At 63.2% G+C, this 22,105-nt stretch carries 14 protein-coding genes; 8 read left to right on the top strand and 6 right to left on the bottom strand.

Features of this window, described 5'->3' with window-relative positions:
* The first annotated feature begins 22 nt into the window (after positions 1 to 22).
* Positions 23 to 2,398: an efflux RND transporter permease subunit gene (locus BW992_RS22470; protein ID WP_072398907.1), complete on the top strand. Its 2,376-nt coding sequence runs from the start codon at positions 23 to 25 to the stop codon at positions 2,396 to 2,398.
* A gap of 109 nt (positions 2,399 to 2,507) precedes the next feature.
* Here the strand turns inward: BW992_RS22470 and BW992_RS22465 are convergent, their stop codons facing one another.
* The 3 genes from BW992_RS22465 to BW992_RS22455 all read right to left on the bottom strand — a co-directional run bounded on the left by BW992_RS22465 (position 2,508) and on the right by BW992_RS22455 (position 9,951).
* A complete protein-coding gene (locus BW992_RS22465; protein ID WP_076407128.1) occupies positions 2,508 to 7,220 on the bottom strand; it encodes a dermonecrotic toxin domain-containing protein in 4,713 nt (1,570 codons plus the stop codon).
* A 135-nt stretch (positions 7,221 to 7,355) separates the two neighbouring features.
* Positions 7,356 to 8,075, bottom strand: coding sequence for a FadR/GntR family transcriptional regulator (locus tag BW992_RS22460; RefSeq protein WP_072398909.1), 720 nt, complete (start codon positions 8,073 to 8,075; stop codon positions 7,356 to 7,358).
* Between the two features lie 139 nt (positions 8,076 to 8,214).
* On the bottom strand, positions 8,215 to 9,951 hold the full coding sequence (locus BW992_RS22455) for an IlvD/Edd family dehydratase (RefSeq protein WP_072398910.1): 1,737 nt from the start codon (positions 9,949 to 9,951) through the stop codon (positions 8,215 to 8,217).
* 192 nt (positions 9,952 to 10,143) lie between these two features.
* On the opposite strand from BW992_RS22455, the gene BW992_RS22450 reads away from it, so the two are divergent.
* From BW992_RS22450 to BW992_RS27370, 7 genes are all read left to right on the top strand, one after another.
* Entirely contained in the window at positions 10,144 to 11,466 is a 1,323-nt protein-coding gene (locus tag BW992_RS22450) for an MFS transporter (protein ID WP_072398911.1), read from the top strand.
* A gap of 88 nt (positions 11,467 to 11,554) precedes the next feature.
* Positions 11,555 to 12,547 carry an AraD1 family protein gene (gene araD1 / locus BW992_RS22445; protein ID WP_076407127.1) on the top strand — a complete coding sequence of 331 codons (993 nt, stop codon included), beginning with the start codon at positions 11,555 to 11,557 and terminating at the stop codon, positions 12,545 to 12,547.
* Positions 12,548 to 12,560: 13 nt separating this feature from the next.
* Positions 12,561 to 14,141: an aldehyde dehydrogenase (NADP(+)) gene (locus BW992_RS22440; protein ID WP_076407126.1), complete on the top strand. Its 1,581-nt coding sequence runs from the start codon at positions 12,561 to 12,563 to the stop codon at positions 14,139 to 14,141.
* 237 nt (positions 14,142 to 14,378) lie between these two features.
* Complete coding sequence (locus BW992_RS22435; protein WP_072398948.1) at positions 14,379 to 14,675, top strand: DUF5629 family protein; 297 nt, start codon at positions 14,379 to 14,381, stop codon at positions 14,673 to 14,675.
* Positions 14,662 to 15,837, top strand: a complete 1,176-nt coding sequence (locus BW992_RS22430; RefSeq protein ID WP_072398914.1) for a lactonase family protein — start codon at positions 14,662 to 14,664, stop codon at positions 15,835 to 15,837. The genes BW992_RS22435 and BW992_RS22430 overlap by 14 nt, the downstream gene beginning before the upstream one ends.
* A gap of 155 nt (positions 15,838 to 15,992) precedes the next feature.
* Complete coding sequence (locus BW992_RS22425) at positions 15,993 to 16,172, top strand: hypothetical protein (RefSeq protein ID WP_072459544.1); 180 nt, start codon at positions 15,993 to 15,995, stop codon at positions 16,170 to 16,172.
* Positions 16,173 to 16,333: 161 nt separating this feature from the next.
* Entirely contained in the window at positions 16,334 to 16,459 is a 126-nt protein-coding gene (locus tag BW992_RS27370; RefSeq protein WP_256327602.1) for a hypothetical protein, read from the top strand.
* A 12-nt stretch (positions 16,460 to 16,471) separates the two neighbouring features.
* On the opposite strand, the gene BW992_RS22420 is transcribed toward BW992_RS27370, so the two are convergent.
* The 3 genes from BW992_RS22420 to BW992_RS22410 are packed head-to-tail and all read right to left on the bottom strand — an operon-like array spanning position 16,472 to position 21,950.
* Positions 16,472 to 17,074 (bottom strand): glutathione S-transferase, encoded by a 603-nt coding sequence (locus BW992_RS22420; RefSeq protein ID WP_072398916.1) that lies wholly within the window; start codon positions 17,072 to 17,074, stop codon positions 16,472 to 16,474.
* Positions 17,071 to 20,712 carry an AAA family ATPase gene (locus BW992_RS22415; protein WP_072459545.1) on the bottom strand — a complete coding sequence of 1,214 codons (3,642 nt, stop codon included), beginning with the start codon at positions 20,710 to 20,712 and terminating at the stop codon, positions 17,071 to 17,073. The genes BW992_RS22420 and BW992_RS22415 overlap by 4 nt, the downstream gene beginning before the upstream one ends.
* Positions 20,709 to 21,950: an exonuclease SbcCD subunit D C-terminal domain-containing protein gene (locus tag BW992_RS22410; RefSeq protein WP_072398918.1), complete on the bottom strand. Its 1,242-nt coding sequence runs from the start codon at positions 21,948 to 21,950 to the stop codon at positions 20,709 to 20,711. The genes BW992_RS22415 and BW992_RS22410 overlap by 4 nt, the downstream gene beginning before the upstream one ends.
* Between the last annotated feature and the right edge of the window lie 155 nt (positions 21,951 to 22,105).

Raw genomic sequence — 22,105 nt, 5'->3', positions numbered from 1 at the left:
CAATAACAACAAGGCGGACCCCATGAGCAGTCATCACCAAGACAAGGCGACCTTCCTCGAGCGCCTGATTTTCAACAACCGCCCGGCAGTGATCGTCATTTGCCTGCTGGTCAGCCTCTTCCTGTTCTGGCAGGCCACGCTGATCCGGCCGTCCACCAGCTTCGAGAAGATGATTCCCCTGGAGCATCCCTTCATCGAGAAGATGCTCGAACATCGCAACGACCTGGCGAACCTGGGCAACACGGTACGGATTTCCGTGGAAGCCACCAATGGCGACATCTTCTCCAAGGAATACATGGAGACCCTGCGCCAGATCCACGACGAAGTCTTCTACATTTCCGGCGTCGACCGTTCCGGGCTCAAGTCGTTGTGGAGCCCGAGCGTGCGCTGGACCGAAGTGACGGAGGAGGGCTTTGCCGGTGGCGAGGTGATTCCCCAGAGCTACGACGGCTCGGCCGACAGCCTGGAGCTGCTGCGCAACAACGTGCTCAAGTCCGGCCAGGTAGGGCGCCTGGTGGCCAACGACTTCAAGTCGAGCATCATCGATATCCCGCTGCTGGAGTCCTACCCGGACCCTCAGGACCAGGGCAAGCTGCTGTCCCTGGACTACCAGAAGTTTTCCCACGAGCTTGAAGACAAGATCCGCAACAAGTTCGAAGCCCAGAATCCCAACGTACAGATCCATATCGTGGGCTTCGCCAAGAAAGTCGGCGACCTGATCGATGGCCTGATCATGGTGGTGATGTTCTTCGGCGTGGCGTTCGTCATCACGCTGGTCCTGCTGTACTGGTTCACCCATTGCATGCGCAGCACCATCGCTGTACTGAGCACGACCCTGGTGGCGGTGGTCTGGCAGCTGGGCCTGATGCATGCGGCCGGTTTCGGTCTGGACCCCTACTCGATGCTGGTGCCGTTCCTGATCTTCGCCATCGGTATTTCCCATGGCGTGCAGAAAATCAACGGCATCGCCTTGCAGTCCAGTGAGGCGGACAACGCCCTGACCGCGGCGCGGCGGACCTTCCGGCAATTGTTCCTGCCGGGAATGATCGCGATCCTGGCGGACGCCGTGGGCTTCATCACCCTGTTGATCATCGACATCGGTGTGATCCGCGAACTGGCCATCGGTGCGTCCATCGGTGTGGCGGTGATCGTGTTCACCAACCTGATCCTGTTGCCGGTGGCGATTTCCTACGTGGGAATCAGCAAGCGTGCCATCGAGCGCAGCAAGAAAGATGCGACTCGCGAACATCCGTTCTGGCGGTTGCTGTCGAGCTTCGCCAGCGCCAAGGTCGCGCCGGTGTCCATTGCCCTGGCCGTGCTCGCCTTCGGCGGTGGCCTCTGGTACAGCCAGAACCTGAAGATCGGCGACCTGGACCAGGGGGCGCCGGAATTGCGCCCGGACTCGCGTTACAACCAGGACAACAACTTCATCATCAGCAACTATTCCACCAGCTCCGATGTGCTGGTGGTGATGGTCAAGACCAAGACCGAAGGCTGCTCGCGCTACGAGGCCATGGCCCCCATCGATGAACTGATGTGGAAGATGCAGAACACCGAGGGCGTGCAGTCGGCCATTTCTTTGGTGACCGTGTCCAAGCAGATGATCAAGGGCATGAACGAGGGCAACCTGAAATGGGAAACCCTGTCGCGCAACCCTGACGTGCTGAACAACTCCATCGCCCGGGCCGATGGCTTGTACAACAACAGCTGTTCCCTGGCGCCGGTGCTGGTATTCCTCAATGACCACAAGGCCGAGACCCTGGACCGTGCGGTGAAGGCGGTGCAGGACTTTGCCAAAGAAAACAACCGCGAGGGCCTGGAATTCATCCTGGCCGCCGGTAACGCCGGCATCGAGGCGGCCACCAACGAAGTGATCAAGGAATCGGAACTGACCATCCTGATCCTGGTGTACATCTGCGTGGCGACCATGTGCATGATCACCTTCCGCTCCTGGGCGGCGACGCTGTGCATCGTGCTGCCGCTGGTGCTGACGTCGGTGCTGGGCAACGCCCTGATGGCGTTCATGGGCATCGGCGTGAAAGTCGCGACCCTGCCGGTGGTGGCGTTGGGCGTGGGGATCGGCGTCGACTACGGCATCTACATCTACAGCCGCCTGGAGAGTTTCTTGCGGGCCGGTCTGCCGCTGCAGGAGGCCTACTACCAGACGCTGAAATCCACAGGCAAGGCGGTGCTGTTCACCGGCCTGTGCCTGGCCATCGGTGTCTGCACCTGGATCTTCTCGGCCATCAAGTTCCAGGCCGACATGGGGTTGATGCTGACGTTCATGCTGCTGTGGAACATGTTCGGTGCGCTGTGGCTGCTGCCGGCGCTGGCGCGTTTCCTGATCAAGCCGGAGAAGCTGGCGGGGCAGAAGGGCAACTCGCTGTTTGCCCACTGACCGAAAGTTGAAACGGCAAAGGTGCAACCTTGATCCACTCAAAGGCCCTGGAGTGAATCCGTGGCGAGGGGATAAATCCCCTCGCCGCGGTCACCGCCGTCTCAGGTAATCAAGGCGCCAACGGCAAGAACCTGCTCTGCGCCAGCGGCCTGCCGATCTGTCCTCGATGCACATTCACCACCGCGTAAGGGCTTTTCGCCTTGGCCAGCATTGAATGGTAATGCTCCTTGCGCTGCTCCTTGGTTTTCAGATGCGCCACGCTGAAGTCAGCTTTTGGCGTTTCCGCCGTTTCGTAATGAAAGTGCGCATACCAGAGGGGCCAGCCGTCCCGGTCATTGATGGCGTATTCCTGGAGAAAATCCTTGCGCTCGCCTTTCAAGGCTTTGCGTTCGCCGAGCCTTGCGACTTGCACCAGGTCTTTCTCGAACAGGTAGCGAAGGTTGCTGTCGGTGGGCGGCAGTTTCAGGCTCAATTCGGTGCGCAGATCGCTGCCCCGGGTGGTCAGGCGCGAAACGGCGTCTGACAGTTGCCCGGTCAGTGTCTGATCGGCTGCGGTGCGCGGGGTTTTCGAGGCGGTGAAGGCTCGTTCGAGTTCTTCGGCCAGCTTGCGGTAGCGACTTGCCTCATTGCTCAGGATTTCTTCGATTTCCTGAGGGAAGCGGCACTGGGTTTTATAGCGCTCGGCGTTCGCCAGACTGTTGTCCAGTTGCCCGAGCAGTTTTCGTGCATCGGCCTTGATCGCTTTGACCGAGCGTGTGCGGGGTGCCGGGGTCGGTCGTTGGACTTCGACGATGTCCCAGATGTCGTCGTGTCGCGAGTAGGTGGCGAGCAACCTGTCGTCGACTTCAGAGCGCAGCTCGACGACCTCGATCGGCAGTGATGTGCCGGCCGGCTTCAAGTCACCGATCAACACGCCGCTCTTGCGCGTCTTGATCACCTTTTTCTGCGGACGTCCGGCAGCTGTCCTGCTGCGTTTCGGCGGGCGCCTGCGGGGCTGCGGCTCGGGCTTGATTTCGGCGGCCAGCTTCGTGGACGCCTCTTCATAAAGGCCCTCGACCAGCCTGAACAGCCTGCCGAAATAGGACGTGTCCATGTCAGCGACATTGAGGGCTTTCATACCCTGCATGGCATCGAGTGCCGCGCCATAGTGTTCGACCAGGCTTTCCAGGACCTCGATCTGTTCCGATGGGATCAGCTCGTAGGTGCTCAGGTCGGACTGGGAGCGCGCCTGTTCCATCAACAGCTGGGTGACGCTGTGCAGGTTCTCGGGAAGATTGGAGTCGGGATCCTTGAATATCAGTGCCGCCAGCGTAGGCAGTTGCAGGGCCTTGGTGGCCAATGCCGTTCGTTCACCCAATGGACGGTCCCGGGTCAAGCGTTCGAACACTTGCGCGCCGGCGGCACCCTGGTTCAACAGCGCTTCCAGATAGCGATCCCTGAGTTCCAGCCAATAGATCGAGCGATCGTTAATGTCACTCAAGGCGTCAAGGTAGTTGAAATAGTCGAGAAGGTTGCCAGCGACATTCGCTTGCAGGGTCGAATAATCGTGCGTGAATTGGCCATAGGCGGCCTCCAGCGCCGTCAGCTCGAACTCGTTGATCAGGAAGCCCTTGCGGGCGTTGTTGACCACGTTCTCCATCAACGCCCGAATGATGCCGGAGGGCAATTGCATATCGTGGCTGGCATATTCGGTGACGTTGTCCAGCAGCTTCAGATAGGTGTCAGTCTGCTCCTCAAGGAGCTTGTAGAACCGCGCCCGCTTGTCCGCGCGTTGCGCCTCGGTAAAGTTGCCTTCCTGGGCCCTCGTCATGACTTCCTGGGCGGTGTCCAGGGCGCGTTGCCGATCAGCCTCGTCCTTGTAGTAACTCTTCAGCAGCTCACTCAGCTCGGCCGCGCGTTGGGCCTTGATGTCCCGCAGTTTGGCCAGGCGCTTGGGCGGCATGCCCCCACGCAGGCGCAGGCGCAGGTCGATGGACCAGTTGCCGCGGGTATCGGATTGCAACACTGGGCCATTCTGGGCCGGATCCCGTGGGGCCAGGGGGTTGACGATGATCGCGCTGCCGTCCGATTCAGGGGTCACCTGATACATTTTTCCATCCACCAGGGCGTGCCAGGTGTTGCGGATGACGTACAGGCCCGTGTAGGGGCCATATTTTGTCGGCTCTGGCATGGACGCCGGTTGGCTTACCTGAAAACGTTGCAGGCGGGCGAGCTGCCCGGTCGTCAGGCGACGGCTTGCGCTGGCGAAACTCAGGTCAAGGTTCGCGCCGCTGTTTCCCAAGCGTTCCCCTGGCAAGGCCACGGGGCCCTCATGGATGCTCGGCGGTGCGGGGGCGGGCCATTGCTCCGGGACGATGCGCGGCGCCGGAGGACGCATCGCCTGTTCCTTGAGCGCCTCGGGCAAGGGGGGGCGAGGGGGCGCACTGATGGAGGGGAACTGGACGAGCAGCATGCCGAGGTTGAGCAGCAGGTCGACGGCGGCGAGCTCCCGCGTCACCGAGTCTTCGCTGGCCAGGGCCGGGATGTCCTGGTTGGCGCTGGCCATCAGGTTCCATAGCCAGGCGGTGGCCATGGCCGGGCCGCGCAACAGGGGCAACAGCAAGGTGTTGAACAGCAGGCTGCCACCGTGCAGCAGAACGGCCCAGCGGCTTTCGCTGTTGGAAACCGAGTCCCGGTCCGCCTGGGTGACCAGGGCCCGCGCATTGCTGCCGTAGAGATACTGCATCAGTTCGCCGTTGCGCAGGAACTGCCGCAGCTCGTCGTTGACGCTGTCGACCGCCAGGGTCGCCGGCGCCGGCTTCTGGGGAAGGCTGAACTCATCGCCCTGGTAGAAACGCACGATATGGGGTTCCTGGAAACCGCCGTTGGCATAGATCACGCGAGCGGCGTCGGACATCCAGGTCAGTACGCTCTGGTGCAGGTCACCGGGCTCGACGATGGCCTGCAGCAATGCCTGTCGCGTCGGGTATTGCAGCAGCGACGGCGTATAAAGGGGGCGATACAGCACATGCGGGCCAGTGGCGATGTCTTCCGGCTCGATGATGAACATGTTCGCCACGGTATCGGGATGGGCTTCAGGCTTGCGCAGGAAGGCCAGGTGGCGGATGACCACGGGAGCGCCGCTGACTCGTTGCTCATCGGCCTCGGGGTTGAGCAGGGCTTCGAGCAGGGCCAGGCCTTGGCGGGTCATGCCGTTTTCGTGGTTGAGGATCTGCTTGAGGGCATCCAGGGGCAGTTGGGCGGGGATCTGTTCGGCGAATATCCGCTGACGCTCGTGGGCTTGTGACACATCGTCCAGCAGCTTTTGCTGCAAGTAGCGCGGGTAGGTCGTGCCGATGTCCACCTGTTCGATCAGCCCGCCCTTGCGGGTGATGAAATCGGCTGTCAGCCATACCGGCAATGCCAGGCCCTTACGATGGCTGAGGACCGGGTCCACGCCGGGCCGGGCGACGAGATTGGCGATCGCCAGTTCGGTCAGGCTGATGGTTCGTTTTTCGACGATGCCGATGGTTCCCGGGTAACCCGCCGCTGCGCTGAAAGTCAGTCGCACATCGTCGGGCTGGTATTGGCTGGCCTGGGCCTTGGCCGGGCTGCGGTCGTTGGCCTTTTGCAAGGCGCCGAGCAGGGCATCGGCGGCGAAGGCCTTGATGTCCTGGATGTCGCTGAGAAAGGTGCGCCCCTGGTTGCGTTTCTTGGCACTGGCCAATGCCAGGCTGTATTGCTGGATTTTCGTCCTGTCGAGGACCGACGCCTGTTTCAGCCAGTCCGGAATCAGGGGGGCGATCCATGCCGACGTTTCGGGCATCGGGCGCGGGGCGTCGAGCAGGTAGCGGGCGGGGTCGCTCAGCTCGTTATAGAGCGTCTTGAGGTCGGGCAGGCCAATGCGCGAGGGCAGTTGCACGGCGTCCAGGTCGGCCAGCTGTTGTTCCAGGATCATGGCCGACTGGGTTTCGAAAACGTTGCCACCGATCTCGTTGCGCTGGCAGGTCACGGTGTCCACGACGTAGCGGCTGGCAATCACGGTGCCCCAATGACGCGTAAAAGCCTCCAGGGAGTCGAAGGCCTGGACAGCGCCTCCAGCACTGCAAAGCAGCAAGACCGTCGCGTTCTTCACGCAGTGGATCAGCAGGACCTCGCTGCCGGTCAATACGCTGTGGGAGCCGTCCCGAGTGAGCCGGGTCTCCAGGCTGTAGGCATGGACGGCAGCCTTTGCATGGTGCCGCAGGCGTTGTTCACGGTCCGGCCATCGGACAACCTGGTCGAGGGCTTGCCGAGCTTGCCCGCCAAGGTCTTGCTGCTGCAGGCTGCGGATGTGCAGCAGGTTCTTGAGCACATCACTGAGCCACTGCCAGCGGCTGGTGCCGTCCTGCCTGTCGACCTGCGGGCTGCTGTCGATGTTGGCGTTCCAGTAACGCGTCAACGCATCCTCCAGCCCGATCGGCACACGCCAGGGCAGTTCGAGCAGCAGCTTTTCGATGACCTTCATGTCCAGCTTGCCATCGTCTGGCGCAAGGAGCCGCGGTGGTGCGTCGGACAGGAAACTGCGACGCCCCTTGAGATCCTTGAACTCAATGGGGGTGCCAAGCGCCAGGTAATCGAGGACGCGGGGCATGAAGGGTTCAAGCAGGTAGCCGCGGGAGGCCGTATCGGGTGTTGCCAACCGGGTCCTGGAGAGGTCGAAGGCCAGTGTGGGGTATTTTTCCTGGATGGCCTGCTCGAGCATGCGTTGTGCGTACTGCTCGAAGGTGGGGCGACTGGCAAATTGCAGGCTGACGCTTTGCGCAAGCGCAGAAGGGGTGGTGGCCGGTGAGGGCAGGGTCATGGGAAGTCCTTTTCATGGGGTCGTTGGAATGACGCCTGGAAAAGTATCGACCTCTGGGGCCCGTGCGGGCGGTATATAGATACCACCGGGAAGGATGACGTTTATGTCAGGCCCTGATGGGCCTGGCGGGAGATATCAGGCCGGATCGGTGCCCAGCACCACGTTCAGCGCGCTGCGGGCATCGTCCAGTTGCACCAGGGTGGCATGGCGTGCGCCGAGGGCGTCGCGGTTCTCGATGGCGGTGAGGATCGCCTTGTGCCGTGGCATCGCCAGTTCATGCAGGTTGGGCCGTTGGTTGGAGTGCTTGAGCGCTTCGGCGATGGCCACCGACAACATGTTGCACAGGTTGGCCAGCAGGTCGTTGTGGGTGGCGTCGGCGATCAGGCTGTGAAAGTCCAGGTCCGGTTGCAGCATGGCTTCGGGCGTCGGCGCCGCTTCCATGCGCTGGTAGGCCTCGCGGATCGCGGCAATATCGGCCTGTGTGGCGAACTGCGCGGCCAGGGCCGCAGCGGCCGGTTCGATGATGCTGCGCACGCTGGTCAGCACGTTGAAGAATTCATTCTGCGGACTGCTCTTCATCAGCCAATGCAGCACATCGGGGTCAAGCATGTGCCATTCCCGGCGCGGCTTGACCACCGTGCCGACACGGGGACGCGAATACACCAGGCCCTTGGCGACCAGCACACGGGTGGCTTCGCGCAGGACCGGACGGCTGACGGCATATTCTTCGCAGAGCAGCGCTTCGGCGGGCAATTTGTCGTCGGGCTTGAAGCGCCCGGAGACGATCTGCATCCCCAGTTCCTGGACGATGCGGGCGTGCATGCTTTTGCGGTCGGAGGGTTTACGGTAATCCATGGGACGCGATGCGTTCCTGTACGAAGAGATGCTGCGCATGATAGCAGGCGCGGCGATGGCGGGTCGCTAGTGCCTTCAATGCTGACGCCGGCCTACTGTGGGAGCGAGCTTGCTCGCTCCCACAGGGGTATGGCAGGGGTCAGTGGGAGTGGCGTGGTACTTCGGCGCCGCGGCAACCCACCAGGAAGTCGAAGTCACAACCCTGGTCGGCCTGCAACACGTGGTCGATGTACAACTGGCGGTAGCCGCCTACCAGCAATTGCTGCGGTGGGGCGATGTCGGCCAGGCGGGCGGCGAGTTCGGCGTCCGGGATGTCCAGATGCAGACGGCCGCTGGCGCAATCGAGTTCGATCCAGTCACCTTCCTTCACCGCCGCCAATGGCCCGCCGGCCGCGGCTTCCGGTGCCACGTGCAGCACCACGGTGCCGTAGGCGGTGCCGCTCATGCGCGCGTCGGAAATGCGCACCATGTCGGTCACGCCCTGGGCCAGCAGTTTGGCCGGCAAGCCCATGTTGCCCACTTCGGCCATGCCCGGATAACCCTTGGGCCCGCAGTTCTTCATCACCAGGATCGAATCGGCATCCACGTCCAGTTCCGGGTCATTGATCCGGGCCTTGTATTCATCGAAGTTCTCGAACACCACCGCGCGGCCGCGATGCTGCATCAGTTCGGGGGTCGCCGCGGAAGGCTTGAGCACCGCGCCCAGTGGCGCCAGGTTGCCGCGCAGCACGCAGATGCCGCCGTCGGCGCGGATCGGGTTGTCCAGGGTGCGGATGACTTCATCCTGGCCGTAGATCGGCGCGTCCTTGGTGTTCTCGCCGATGCTCTTGCCATTGACTGTCAGGGCGTCCGGGTTGGGAATCAGGTTGGCCTCGCCGAGACGGCGCAGCACCGCCGGCAGGCCGCCGGCGTAGTAGAACTCTTCCATCAGGAAGCGTCCGGAGGGTTGCAGGTCGACGATGGTGGGCATGCCGCGACCGATGCGAGTCCAGTCGTCCAGGTCCAGTTGCACGCCGATGCGCCCGGCGATGGCCTTGAGGTGGATCACCGCGTTGGTGGAACCGCCAATGGCGGCGTTGACCCGGATGGCGTTCTCGAACGCTTCCTTGGTCAGGATCTTCGAGAGCCTGAGGTCTTCGCGGACCATTTCCACGGCACGCATGCCGGACATATGGGCCAGCACATAGCGCCGTGCATCCACGGCCGGAATCGCGGCGTTGTGGGGCAGGGAGGTGCCGAGGGCCTCGGCCATGCAGGCCATGGTCGAGGCGGTGCCCATGGTGTTGCAGGTGCCGGCCGAGCGGGACATGCCGCCCTCGGCCGCAAGGAAGTCGTCGAGGGTGATGGTGCCGGCCTTGACCTGCTCGCTCAATTGCCAGACCACGGTGCCCGAACCGATGTCCTGGCCCTTGTGCTTGCCATTGAGCATCGGCCCGCCGGTGACGACGATGGCCGGTACGTCACAGCTGGCGGCCCCCATCAGCAAGGCCGGGGTGGTCTTGTCGCAACCGGTGAGCAGCACCACGCCGTCGATCGGGTTGCCGCGAATCGCCTCTTCCACGTCCATGCTCGCCAGGTTGCGGGTCAGCATGGCGGTGGGGCGCAGGTTCGATTCACCGTTGGAGAACACCGGGAATTCCACCGGGAAGCCCCCGGCCTCGATCACGCCGCGCTTGACGTGGTCGGCGATCTGCCGGAAGTGCGCGTTGCACGGCGTCAGCTCCGACCAGGTATTGCAGATGCCGATGATCGGCTTGCCGTGGAACTGATGGTCGGCGATGCCCTGATTTTTCATCCAGCTGCGGTACATGAAGCCGTTCTTGTCGGCGGTGCCAAACCATTGGGCCGAGCGCAGGGAGGGTTTCTTATCAGACATGATCGATTCTCTTATTGTATGACTATATTGTTCCAGCTTGCGCGTAACATAAGCTCAATTTGTCAGGTTTGGAAGTGTTGTTGGGTAAATAGTATTACTATATAGTCCAATTCAACGGAGGGATTGTCCTGGCGCCATGCGCGAGAGAAATCCCCCGAGGTTCCATAACAACAACAATCGGAGACCGGACCCATGAGCCAGGAACTGCGGCTTATCCGCCGCATCACGCTGAAACTGATTCCCTTCCTGATCCTGCTGTACCTGATCGCCTACGTGGACCGCTCTGCGGTGGGCTTCGCCAAGCTGCACATGGGCGCCGACATCGGCATCGGCGACGCGGCCTATGGTCTGGGGGCGGGGTTGTTCTTCATCGGCTATTTCCTGCTGGAAATCCCCAGCAACCTGATGCTGGAACGCTTCGGTGCCCGGCGCTGGTTCGCCCGGATCATGATCACCTGGGGCGCCATCACCATCGGCATGGCCTTCGTGCAGGGCCCCTACAGCTTCTATGTGATGCGCTTCCTGCTGGGAGCGGCCGAAGCCGGTTTCTTCCCCGGCGTGCTGTACTACATCACCCAGTGGTTCCCGGTGCGCCATCGCGGCAAGATCCTGGGCCTGTTCATTCTTTCCCAGCCCATCGCGATGATGATCACCGGTCCTGTATCCGGTGGTTTGCTGGGCATGGATGGCATCCTCGGCCTGCACGGCTGGCAGTGGTTGTTCATCGTCATCGGCCTGCCGGCGGTGCTGCTGACCTGGCCGGTGCTGCGCTACCTGCCTGATGGCCCGCAACAAGTGAAATGGATGGACCAGGCCGAAAAGGACTGGCTGACCGGTGAGCTGAAGAAGGACTTGCAGGAGTATGGCCAGACCCGTCACGGCAACCCGCTGCACGCCTTGAAGGATAAGCGTGTCCTGCTGCTGGCGTTGTTCTACCTGCCGGTGACCCTGAGCATCTACGGCCTGGGCCTGTGGCTGCCGACCCTGATCAAGCAGTTTGGCGGCAGCGACCTGGTGACCGGTTTCGTGTCATCGGTGCCATACATCTTCGGCATCGTCGGCTTGCTGATCATCCCCCGCAGTTCTGATCGCCTGAACGATCGTTACGGTCATCTGGCCGTGCTTTATGTGCTGGGGGCCCTCGGCCTGTTCCTCAGTGCCTGGCTGTCGGTGCCGGTGCTGCAACTGGCGGCGCTGTGCCTGGTGGCGTTCGCGCTGTTCTCCTGCACGGCGGTGTTCTGGACCCTGCCGGGGCGTTTCTTTGCCGGCGCCAGTGCGGCAGCGGGCATCGCGCTGATCAACTCGGTGGGCAACCTGGGAGGCTATATCGGGCCGTTCGTGATCGGCGCGCTGAAGCAATACACCGGCAACCTGGCATCGGGGCTGTACTTCCTGTCCTGCGTGATGGTGTTCGGCCTGGTGTTGACCGGCGTGGTGTATCGGTTGCTGGAGCGCAAGCATGTACTGCCGGCCGATCAGTTCGCGGCCAGCGCCCGGGGGGCGACGCGTACCTAGACCACTGCACTTGACTGTGGGAGCGAGCCAGCTCGCTCCCACAGGGGGGACTGCACCGAATTCAAGTTTTGCTTACAAGGAGAAAGATATGCGTTTAGTTCAGTTCGAATTGAGTAATGGCGAACGCCGTGTCGGTGTGGTCGAGGGCGACCGGGTGCGGGAAGTGCAGGGCGCCAGCACGGTGCGCGACCTGGCCTTGGCGGCCATCGAGGCGGGTGTGAAGCTCGAGCGGCAGGTGGACAGCCTGGGCCTGGGCGCCAGCCATGACTACGCGCAATTGCTCGCTGAGCTGCGCATCCTGCCGCCGCTGGATCATCCGGATCCGGCGCACCTGCTGGTCAGCGGGACCGGCCTGACCCACCTGGGCAGCGCCTCGGCGCGGGACAAGATGCATCAGCAGGCCGGCGACGAATCAGCCATGACCGACACCATGCGCATCTTCAAGTGGGGCGTGGAGGGGGGCAAGCCCGCCGCGGGCCAGGCCGGCGTGCAACCGGAATGGTTCTACAAGGGCGACGGCAGCATCGTGGTCCGTCCGGGCCACCCGTTCCCGCTGCCACCGTTCGCTGAAGACGCTGGCGAGGAGCCGGAAATCAGCGGGCTGTATGTCATCGGCCACGACGGCAAGCCTTATCGCCTGGGCTTCGCCGTGGGCAACGAGTTCTCCGACCACGTCATGGAGCGCAAGAATTACCTGTACCTGGCCCACTCGAAATTGCGCGGTTGCAGTTTTGGCCCGGAACTTCGTCTGGGAGAACTGCCTCAACATCTGTCCGGGACCAGTCGTATCCTGCGCAACGGCGAAGTGCTGTGGCAGAACGAATTCCTCAGCGGCGAGGCCAACATGTGCCACAGCCTCGAAAACCTGGAGTTCCATCACTTCAAGTACAGTCAGTTCCTTCGCCCGGGGGACGTGCACGTACATTTCTTCGGCACCGCGACCCTGTCGTTCGCCGACGGCATCCGCACCCAGCCGGGGGATGTGTTCGAAATCAGCCAGGCTGAGTTCGGCGCGCCGCTGGTCAACGGGATCGCCCCGGTGGACGCGGTGTTCAACCCGGGTACTATCGGCACACTTTGAAAGGAGACTTGCGATGAACCAGATCCTTGGCCACAACTACATCGGCGGTGCGCGTAGCGCGGCCGGCCAGACTCGCCTGCAAAGCGTCGACGCCAGCACCGGCGAGGCGTTGCCCCATGACTTCATCCAGGCCACGGCAGAAGAAGTCGACGCCGCCGCCAAGGCCGCGGCTGCGGCTTATCCGGCCTATCGCAGCCTGAGCGCGGTGCGCCGGGCCGAGTTCCTCGAAGCCATCGCCGATGAACTGGATGCCCTGGGCGATGAGTTCGTGGCCGTGGTCTGCCGTGAAACCGCGTTGCCGGCGGCGCGGATCCAGGGCGAGCGCGGTCGCACCAGCGGCCAGATGCGCCTGTTCGCCAAGGTCCTGCGCCGCGGCGATTTCTACGGTGCGCGTATCGACCGCGCCTTGCCTGAACGCACGCCGTTGCCACGTCCGGACCTGCGTCAGTACCGCATCGGCCTGGGGCCGGTGGCGGTGTTCGGCGCCAGCAACTTCCCCCTGGCATTTTCCACGGCCGGTGGTGATACCGCGTCGGCTCTGGCCGCCGGTTGCCCGGTGGTGTTCAAGGCCCACAGTGGTCACATGGCGACGGCTGAGCACGTGGCCGATGCAATCATCCGCGCGGCGGAAAAAACCGCGATGCCGGCCGGTGTGTTCAACATGATCTACGGTGGTGGTGTCGGTGAGTGGTTGGTCAAGCACCCGGCGATCCAGGCCGTGGGCTTCACCGGTTCCCTCAGGGGCGGGCGTGCCCTGTGCGACATGGCGGCCGCGCGGCCCCAGCCGATACCGGTGTTCGCCGAGATGTCGAGCATCAACCCGGTGATCGTCCTGCCACAGGCCCTTGAAAGCCGCGCCGAGAGCATCGCCCGCGACCTGACCGCCTCGGTGGTGATGGGCTGCGGTCAGTTCTGCACCAATCCCGGCCTGGTGATCGGTATCCGCTCGCCGCAATTCACGGCGTTCACCCAGCAGGTGGCCGCCTTGATCGGCGACCAGGCGCCGCAAACCATGCTCAATGCCGGCACCTTGCAGAGCTATGGCAAGGGCTTGCAGAAGTTGCTGGCTCATCCGGGCATCGAACACCTGGCCGGGCGCGAACAGCAGGGCAACCAGGCCCAGCCGCAGTTGTTCAAGGCGGATGCCCGCCTGTTGATCGACGGTGACGAGGCGTTGCAGGAAGAAGTGTTCGGGCCCACCACCGTGTTCGTCGAAGTGGCCGACCAGGCGCAGCTCAGCGCTGCGCTGAACGGCCTGCACGGTCAACTGACCGCCACGATGATCGGCGAGCCGGCGGATTTCGAACGGTTCAGCGAATTGACGCCGTTGCTGGAACAGAAGGTCGGTCGCATCTTGCTCAATGGTTATCCGACCGGTGTCGAGGTGTGTGATTCGATGGTCCACGGCGGGCCTTACCCGGCGACGTCCGATGCCCGGGGTACCTCGGTGGGCACCTTGGCGATCGATCGTTTCCTGCGCCCGGTGTGCTTCCAGAACTACCCTGACAGCCTGTTGCCGGAGCCGCTGAAGAATGCCAACCCGCTGGGGATCCTGCGGCTGGTGGATGGCGTGCCGGGGCGCGAGGCGCTCTGAGGAGTGTGGTGGGGCAGTTGCATTGAGGTTTGATGGACGGCTGCCATCGCGAGCTAGCTCGCTCCCACCATCAGGATTCCAGTGAATACACATCCTGTGTTCACAAAAGATCCGGTGTGGGAGCGAGCTTGCTCGCGCGGGCCATTGTCCGGTCGACATTGCTTTTGAAGTGATGGCCCAAGGTCCACTGACACATTGGGTTATCATGGCTGCTTTCCCAACGACCGACTGATCACCATGACTGCCGTAACCGCCCCCCTGCTGCAAGCCCTCGATAAATGCGACATGCTGATCATCGATGGGCTGCACGCGTTCGATTTTTTCCTCGATGAGCAGGACCAGCTGCACGTCGAGTGCATGAACGGTCGCACGCTCGAGCATTGGCGTTTCACCGCGACGCAAATGCGGGCCGCGACCTTCGATCACGCCTCGAAGCACTGGATCATCAGCAGCGACTCGGGCGATCACCATCTGGAGTGCGTGCAAGCCACCAGCGGCCACGACGACGAGGATGACGAATATGAAGATGCGTAGTCTCTGGCCATTGCTGATGGCTAGCAGTGTTGGCGCCATGGGCGTCCAGGCGAGTACCGATGAGCGCCACTCGTTGCTGGTGGGTTCCTACACCGCGGGCCAGAGCCAGGGCATCTATCGGTTGCAGTTCGACAGCCGCACCGGCCAGCTCGATGCCAAGCCCCTGCAGGTGGTCAAGACAGACAACCCTTCCTGGCTGACCCTTTCGGCCGACATGACCCGCCTGTTCGTGGTCAACGAAAACGGGCCGGGCCAGAAGGATCCGGTGGGCAAGGTCAGCAGCTACGCCATCGACCCGGACAGCCATGCGCTGAGCCTGATCAACCAGGTGCAGTCCCTGGGCAACGAGCCGACCCATTCCAGCCTCAGCGGCGATGGCCGGCACCTGCTGGTCAGCAATTATTCGGTGGTGGAAGATCCGGGCGGCAGCCTGGCGGTATTGCCGGTGGGGGCGGACGGCAAGCTGTCGCCCGTCGTGCAGTTGAGCAGCCATCAGCCGAGCCGGGTCAACCCCGAGCGGCAGATGTCGGCCCATGTGCACGCGGCGGTGTCTTCGCCTGACGGCAAGTATGTGTTCGCCAATGACTTGGGGGCGGACAAGGTGTTCGTCTACCGCTACGACCCCAAGGCCAACCCCGAGTTGCCCCTGACTGCCGCCGACCCGGCGTTCGTGCAGCTGCCGCCCGGCAGCGGGCCGCGTCATCTGCTGTTCAGCGGTGATGGCAAGCACGCCTGGCTGACGATGGAAATGTCCGCGCAAGTGGCCGTGTTCGACTACCAGGACGGGCGCCTGACCCAGCGTCAACTGGTGGACCTGGCCGCCGGCAAGCCTCAGCCAGCGAAGGCCGCCGCGGCGCTGCATGCATCCAGGGACGGCAAGTTCCTGTACGTCAGCAATCGCGGCACCACCAACGAGTTGCTGGTGTTCGCCATCGACCCGGCGGCCGGCACGCTCAAGGAGCTGCAGCGGCGCTCCGTGGAAGGCGACCATCCACGGGAGTTCAGCCTCGACCCGAGCGGTAGATTCCTGCTGGTCGCCAATCAGAAGAGCAACCAGATCGTGGTGCTGGAGCGTGATCCAAAGACCGGCCTGCTGGGTAAAACCGTGCAGAAGGTGGCGATGGATGCACCGAGCGATTTGAAATTCATGCTGCGTCAATAGACCGCAGCCCCCGTGTTACGGGGGCTGCGCCGTTGTATCAAGACGATTGATATCGGTTAGTGTTGCAAAGCATTTCAAGACCAGACGCCTCGGCGCGTAAGTTTGCTTCACGGCCCAACCGGGCAAGTCAGCCAACTGAATCCGAGGATACCGCCATGAACCTGAATCTTTTCTCCGTGATCGCCGCTTCCGCCATCTCTGCCACCGTGGCACTGCCTGCCAGCGCCAGCGTCGAGATCAGCAACAAGACGAATCGCACCCAGACCTACACCGAGAAATACCTGCAACAGAGCGCCAATTTCTACGCCGCACTGGACCACAAGAGCCAACACTGAAATACCGCATCACCCCTGAAGCCTGCGATCTTTTCATCTTTGAGGAAGAGAAAAGATCGCAGGCTTCATTCGTTTGCGAAATTCCCGCTGTAATATCATATGGCCATGTGTTTAAATTTGACGCTGACAAATTGACTCCTTAGCGGACAAGGATCGACACCATGGCAATGCGTCTGGCAGTAATGCTGCTTTTCCTCTATTCCACCCCGATTGTTTCCGCGGCCCAACCGGTCCCCGGCGAGCTGGAAGCCGCTCGGGAGCGACTACTGAGTTTCCTGCACGACTGACAGGGCAGTTGGCTATTTGGCCATGATGGCCACGAACAGCTCGGAATCGAGCAGCCGCTGCAACCAGCGCTGCAGGTTCGGGTAGGGCGCCTGGGCGAACCATTGGCGATCCACATGGGCGAACTGGCGCACGAAGGGCAACACTGCCACGTCCGCCAGGCTCTGGTGCTGCGCCGCCAGGAATGGCCGGGTTGCAAGCAGTGCCTCCAGGCGGCGCAGAAAGTCTTCACCTTCGCTGCGGTAATACTCCTTCGGGTATTCGGGGTAGCGTTCGGGGTATTTGTAGCGATTCAAGTGCAGCTTGAACACCTGGTCGTTTTCCTCGATCAACGCCGCGGTCAACCCCTGGCCGTCGGCATCGTCCCGTAGCCTCCAATCTTGCGGGTCGTGCCGGGCCAGGGCCCAGTTCATGATCTCAAGGCTTTCATCGATCACCCGGCCATCGACCTGCAGCACCGGCACCGTGCCTTTGCTGGAAAGGGCGAGCATCTCGGCGGGCTTGGCCTTCAGGCTGACCTCGACGATGTCCAGTTCGACAGCGCTGTAGCGCAAGGCCATGCGCGCTCGCATCGCATAAGGGCAGCGTCGAAACGAATAGAGCGTGGGGCGGCTCATTTTACCTCCACGGTGCTTAAGCCGTTGCCCTGGCGGCGAACCTGGATCTGCACCGGGATCCGCTCATGCATTTCCTGCACATGGGAGATCACCGCGACCTTGCGGCCCTGGGCTTGCAGGCCGTCCAGCGCATCCATCGCCAACTGCAGGGATTCAGGATCGAGGCTGCCAAACCCTTCATCGATGAACAGTGACTCGATTCTCAGCGTGCTGGAGGCCATGGAGGCCAGCCCCAGTGCCAACGCCAGTGAGACCAGGAAAGTTTCACCACCGGACAAGGAATGCACCGAGCGCAGTTCATCGCCCATTTCCGTATCCAGCACCAGCAGCCCGAGCATGCTGCCGCCGCGTTTGAGCCGGTAGCGGCGTGCCAGTTGCCGCAGTTGGACATTGGCGTGGTGCACCAGCAGGTCCAGGTTGTAGGCCTGGGCCAGTTTGCGGAAGCGGTCGCCGGTGGCCGAGCCGATCAGGGCATCCAGGCGTGCCCAGCGCTGATATTCGGCATAGGCCTGGTCGATCTGCAGGGCGAGGGCCTGGTTGGCGTCCTGCCGGCGCTGGTCCTGCGCCTGTTCGGCGCGTAGCTCGGCGCATTGCTGCTCGCTGGCGGCCAACTGCGTCTGCAGCTCGGCGAGGGCGTCGCTCAGGGCCTCGGGCGATGGATTGCCGTTGTGCTGGGCCTGATGGTTGTGCAGGCGCTGCTCGCGTTCGGCCAGCCGTACCCGGGCCTGTTCGACGGCCTTCTCGCCATGGAGCAATCGCTGGCGTAACGGGCCGACATGTTGTTCGTCCAGTTCGAGCAGGGCCTGCAGGGCTGCGTCGTCCAGTTCCGGATGGGAGGCGCGCCATTGGCCGATGCCAGCGGCCAGCGACTGAAGTTCTGCGTCCAGGGCCTGGGTCTGTTCCTGCCGGGCCTTGAGCTCGGCGGCCAGTTGCACCAGTTCGTTGCGCCGTTCATGCAGCTGCTGACTGGCCGCCGCCTCGGCGCTACGAGCCTGCTCCAGGGCCTGCTCGAGCCTTTGTTGCCACTGCTCGGCGCTGGCGTGTTCCCCCAGCAATTGCTTGAGTGCCTGCTGGCAGGCCTGCTGCTGTCCGGTCAGGGCCTGGAGTTGTTGCTGTGCCGCTTCCAGCTGCTGGGCCCGGGTCTGCTGACGGTCCTGTTCCTTCTCCAGGGCCTGCTGGCGCTGGAGCTGTTCGCCCAGTTCGTCGCGCTGCTGTTCCAACTGCTCCAGGCGCCGGGCGATCTGCTGGTCGAGCTGCATGAACGTCGCGGCGGGCTCGGTGCGCAGGGCTTGCAGGGTGTCGGCGGGCAACAACGCGCTGAAGTGGCTCAGTTCCTCATCCAGGCGCTGGCGATCACGGGTCAGCTCCTGTCGCTGGTGCTCCAGGTGCTGCGTGGCCTGCTGGCTGGCGGTTTCGGCGGCTCGCAGGTGTTGAGCCAGGCGCGCGGCGTCCTGTTGCAGGGTCAGCAGGGCGGCCTGGCGTTCTTCGTCCTGGGTGATGCGCAGGTTCAGCTGGCTGTTCTGCTGGGCGAGCCAGGCGTCGCGCCGGGGGGCGTCCTGGGCCGACAGTTGCGTGGCCAGTGGATGGGCTTGCAGGGTGGGGTTCAGCGCCTGTTGCTGGTCGGCCAGCTGTTCCTGCTGCTGCCTGAGTTCCTTGAGCTGGGCGATGACGCCGCTGTAGCGGGTCCGCAGGTCGATGACTTTCTCATTGAGCCGCTCGACGGCCTGGCGGGCGTTGGCTTCTTCGCTTTCGTCGTGGCGCCCGAGGCTTTGCAGCAGGGCTTCGGGCTGATGATAAGGATGCTCGACGCTGCCACATACCGGACAGGGCTGGTCGTCCTGGAGTTGCGCGCGCAATTGCTCGACGCTCTCGCTTCGGGCCAGGCGCTGGCGCTCCAGCAGTTGGCGGGTGACAGTCAGGGTCTGCTCGGCCACCCCCAGCTCGGCCTTGGCTTCGCTGCCTTCGCGCACCAACCGGTCACGCTCCTGCAACGCCTGCTGCTGGCGTTGTTCCAGTTCGGCTGCGCGTTTGTCCAGGTCTTGCTGGAGCGCCCACAGGCGCGTCAGCTCCTCGAAGGCACGCTGTTGCTTGCGATTGTCCTGCAGCAGGGTGCCGAGCAACTGGATCTGTTCGGCCACCGCTTCGGGCTCGGCGCCGGCTTCCTTGTAGAGCACTTCCAGATCCCGCCGACGTGCCGCCAGGTCCTCGGCGGCACGGGCGGCGCTGTGTTCCAGGGTGGCGAGTTCGGCCTGGCCCTGGTTCAGGCGATTGCCGATAAGCATCAGTTGCTGAAGGCGATCGCGATAGGCATTCCAGGCGTCGCTGAGAGGCGCAAGGTGGCCGCTCTGCTCCAGCTCGATGGCGATGCGCTGCAGGCGTTCGGCTACCTGCCGTTGCTGTTGTTGCAGGGTCTCGATGGTGCGCTGGCCTTCGATGCAGGCCTGCTGGGCGTGTTGCTGGCGTTCGGCAGCCTGATTGACCTCGGTGGCGAGACGGGCAAGGGTGCTCTGTTCATCGAACGCCTGGCGCAACGACAGTGTGTTGTCGGTGCTCTGCTGTCGAGCCGCGACCAGCGCCAGTTGCGCCGCCTCCAGGCCTTTTTCCAGTTCCGCCCGTTGTTCGTTCAGCTCGATCTGTCGCTCGCTGAGTCGCTGGATCTGTGTCGCCAGGGGCGCCAGTTGTCGAGTCAGTTCGGCCTGACGGACAAACTGATGCCGCTGGGGCGCCAGGTGTTCCAGGCGGGTCAGCTTCAGGCGTTCGTCGGCCAGGGCGGTCCATTCGGCCTGGGCCTGTTGCAGCTGTTCGGCGGCGCTGGCGTGTTCGTCCTGCAACTGGTGCAGGTCCTTGAGCCAGGTGTGCTGCTGCTCCAGTTGCTTGAGTTGCGCCTGCTGGAGCCTGAGCTGCTGCTGGGCCAGGTTGAAACGCTCATCCAGCTCGGCCCGGGCCTGCGGCGCCAGGGGGGTGACGCCGCTGGCCTGGTCCTGCAGCTGCCTGTGGGATTCCTTGGCCTGCTTGGCCTTGTCGAAGGCACGACGGCCGAGGCGGGTATAGAGCGCGGTGTCGGTGAGCTTTTCCAGCAGCTCGCTGCGTTCGTTGTCATCGGCCTTGAGGAACGCACTGAACTCGCTCTGGGCCAGCAACACGGCGCGGGTAAACTGTTCGAAGTTCAGGCCCAGGGCCGCTTCGAGCTGGGTCTTGTATTCGCCTTTCTGGCTCGCCAGCAGTTGATCGTTGTCCAGGTCCCGCAGGCTCTGGCGACTGGCTTGCAGTTTGCCGCCGGCTTTTTCCCGGGCGCGGTTGGCTTCCCAGCGGGCGCGGTAGCGACGCCCGTCGATGCCGCGGAAATCCACTTCGGCATAGCCGTCGCCGGTGCCGCGACGCAACAGCGTGCGCGGATCGCCGGTGGCGACTTCACCGTCGGCGTCCGGCACCTTGGCATCACGGCCGGTGTGGCTGAGGCGCGGCACGGTACCGAACAGCGCCAGGCACAGGGCGTCGAGCAGGGTACTCTTGCCGGCGCCCGTGGGGCCGGTGATGGCGAACAGGCCGGCGCTGGCCAGGGGCTCGGTGGTGAAATCGATGTCGAAGGGCCCGGCCAGGGACGCGAGGTTCTTCAGGCGGATCGCGAGGATCTTCATGCTTGCTCCTCCTGCGTCTGCACGTCTTGCAACAGCAGGGCAAAATCCTCGAGGGTCTGTTCATCCACTTCGTTGCCGTAGGTGTCCTGCCAGGCGCGGCTGAACAGTTCCTGGGGGCTGAGTTGATCCAGCTCGATCAGCGCCGCGTCGTCGATACGCCCGGCTCCTGCGCTGCCGGCGTACTCGGCGGCGATCCGCACCAGTCGCACGGCCTTGCCTTGCAGCGCGGTTTCCACCTGCTGGCGCAGGTCCGGCTGAGGTTCGTCGAGACGAACCCGCACCTCCAGCCAGGGCTGGCGCTGGATGTCGGCCAACAGGTCGATGTCAGGCAGGTCCTTGAGCTGTACCAGGATCTCGGCCAGGGGAGCCGGGCCCAGGCGTTGCAGGTTGACGGCGCGGGGGATCAGCCTCGGCTCGACCTTGACCAGGGTTTCGCCATCCAGGGTGATGTCGAGGATCTGATGCGAGTAGCCGATCTCGGAAAACGACAGCGGGATCGGCGAGCCGCTGTAGCGGATGCGCTCTTCGCCATTGACCTTCTGGGGCTTGTGCAGATGGCCGAGGGCGACGTAGCTGATGCTGGGACCGAACAGGCTGGCGGGCAGGGCTTCGGCGTTGCCGATGATCAGGCTGCGTTCCGAGTCTTCGGACACCGAACCGCCGGCCATGTGCGCATGGCTGACGGCAATCAGCGCCTGGCCTTTCTTGCGCTTGGCGTTGGCGGCCGCGATCAGCCATTCATGGACCTGGCCAATGCCCCGCAGGTAATCGTCCCCCAGCTGCGCTCCGGTGACTTCCGCAGGCCGCAGGAAGGGCAGGGCCAGGCACCACGCCTTGATCTTGCCCTTGGCGTCGGGCAGGGGCAGCAGCAGGCGCTCGACGTCCAGCTGTCCATCGTCCAGCCACAGCACCCGGCCCAGGGCATGGGTACGCAGCCGCCGCATCAAGGGCGCGGGCAACTCGATCCGCGAGCCGGAATCATGGTTGCCGGCGATCATCACGATGGTCAGGTTGGCATTTTGCTCATGGGCACTGACGATGAAGTCGTACAGCCGTTCCTGGGCTTTGACCGGCGGATTCACGGTGTCGAAGATGTCGCCGGCGATCAGCAGCACGTCGGGTTTGTCGCAGGCCAGCTGGCGCAGCAGCCATTCAAGGAAACACGCGTGTTCGAAATCGCGTTCCTGGCCGTGCAGGTTTTGCCCCAGGTGCCAATCGGAGGTGTGGAACAGACGCAAGGCAAACTCCAGAAAACAGGTGATGGCCGCGGTGAAGAGAAGGGCGGCTAAAAGAAGCAGAGTTTACTGGGAAATGGGAAGCAGGACCTGCTCAACTTCGTTGGATGTACCGATCGAATCGGGAGCCAATTGCGTGGCGAGGGGATTTATCCCCT

The sequence above is a fragment of the Pseudomonas sp. 7SR1 genome, assembly GCF_900156465.1.
Taxonomy (GTDB): domain Bacteria; phylum Pseudomonadota; class Gammaproteobacteria; order Pseudomonadales; family Pseudomonadaceae; genus Aquipseudomonas.
This window is presented reverse-complemented; position numbering and strand designations above follow the sequence as displayed.